The sequence below is a fragment of the Methylobacterium sp. WL6 genome (assembly GCF_008040095.1).
In the GTDB taxonomy this organism is placed as follows: Bacteria; Pseudomonadota; Alphaproteobacteria; order Rhizobiales; family Beijerinckiaceae; genus Methylobacterium.
In genome coordinates, this window is record NZ_VRVH01000519.1 from 1 (window position 1) to 1,811 (window position 1,811).

At 75.8% G+C, this 1,811-nt stretch carries 1 protein-coding gene; it reads left to right on the forward strand.

The genetic code is table 11. The features are described 5' to 3' along the window. Positions 1-1,811: glucans biosynthesis glucosyltransferase MdoH (mdoH, locus tag FV230_RS27955; protein ID WP_147844679.1), on the forward strand; the 1,811-nt coding region annotated here is incomplete at both ends.

Here is a 1,811-nt window from a genome sequence, read left to right on the forward strand (position 1 = left end):
GCTCGCCACCGGCGCGGCGATCGCGTGGCTGGCGGCCGTCGCCTACCCGGCCCCGGCCGACCCGACCGGCGCCTGGCTCGCCCGCACCGTGCTGGTCCTGTTCGCGGTGGTGATGACCTGGCAGTCGTTCGTGGCGTGGCAGTACCTCTACGGCCTGATCGCCGCCGGCCTCGGCGCGCGGGCGAAATCCGCCCTGGAGCGCCGCTCGGAGACGGTGCCGGCGCAGGCGTCGGGCCTGTCGCGCACGGCGGCCGTGGTGGCGATCCACGCCGAGGACCCGGTGGCGGTGTTCGCGGCGCTGCGGGTGATGGCGCGCTCGCTCGCCCGCGACGCCGCGCGGGACGGTGCCCAGGACGAGTCCCCCGGCGGCGACATCGACCTCTTCGTCCTCTCCGACACCCGCGACGGCGCGATCGCGGCGGTGGAGGAGCACGAGTTCGCCCGGATCCAGGCCTGGCGCGAGACCGCCGGCCCCGGCATCCCGCGGATCCGCTATCGCCGCCGCACCGAGAACATCGGGCGCAAGGCCGGCAACATCGCCGAGTTCACCAGGACCTACGGCGACCAGTACGACTTCATGATCGTGCTCGACGCCGACAGCCTGATGACCGGCGCCACGATGCGCCGCCTCGCCCGGCTGATGGAGGAGAGCCCGGCGACCGGCCTGATCCAGACCGTGTCCTACGCCGCCGGCCGCGACACGCTGTTCGCCCGCATCCAGCAATTCGCGGTGCGGCTCTACGCGCCGCTGGCCCTGCGCTGCCTCGAGACCTGGCAGGGGCCGGACGGGAGCTACTGGGGCCACAACGCGATCCTGCGGGTCGCGGCGTTCGCCGACCACGCCCAGCTGCCGGTGCTGCCGGGCAGGGCGCCCCTGGGCGGCGAGATCCTGTGCCACGACATCGTCGAGGGCGGGATGCTGGCCCGCGCCGGCTGGGAGGTCCGCCTGCTGCCGGAGATGGACGGCACCTGGGAGGAGATGCCGACGAACCTCGTCGACCTCCTCGGGCGCGAGCGCCGCTGGTGCCAGGGCAACATGCAGCACCTGCGCGTCCTGCCCTGGCCGGGCCTGCGCGCGGCGAGCCGCTGGCACCTCGCCGTCGGCATCGTCTCCTACGGGGTGCTGCCCCTGTGGATCGCCTACCTCGTCGCGGGGGCGTGGCTGGCCGCGCGCACCGGCGAGCTCGGCCTGCTCGGCTACGGGCTGACCGGCACCGGCGCCGCCGCGCACGGGCTCGCCGCGCTCACCCTCACGGTGCTGGCCCTGCCGAAGCTCCTGAGCCTCGGCCACGTGCTCGCCTCCAAGGCGCGGCGCGACGCCTTCGGCGGCACCCGCTCGCTGCTGGCGAGCGCGGCGCTCGAGCAGGGCATCTGGGTGCTGCTCTGGCCGGTGATGACGCTGTTCACCGCCGGCGCGGTGATCTCGACCTTCTTCGGCCGGGTGGTGCGCTGGGACGCCCAGGCCCGCGACGACCGCAAGGTGAGCTGGGCGGAAGCCTGCCGCCTGCAGGCCGACGCCCTCGTGGTCGGCGCGCTCGCCGGCCTCGCGCTGGCGCTGGTCGGCGACCCGTGGCTCGCCCTGTGGCTGTCGCCGGTGGTGATCGCGCTGCTGACGAGCCCGGCCCAGAGCGTGCTGACCAGCCGGGCCGATCTCGGCCGGGCGGCCCGCGCCCGCGGCCTGTTCCTCACCGTCGACGACACCGCCCAGGCGCCCGAGCTGGCCGACCTCGCCGGGAGCCGCGCCCTGCCGCCGCCCAAGCGCGCCCCCGTGCTGCGCGGGCCGCTCTGGGTCCCGGCCGCCGACGAGGCGT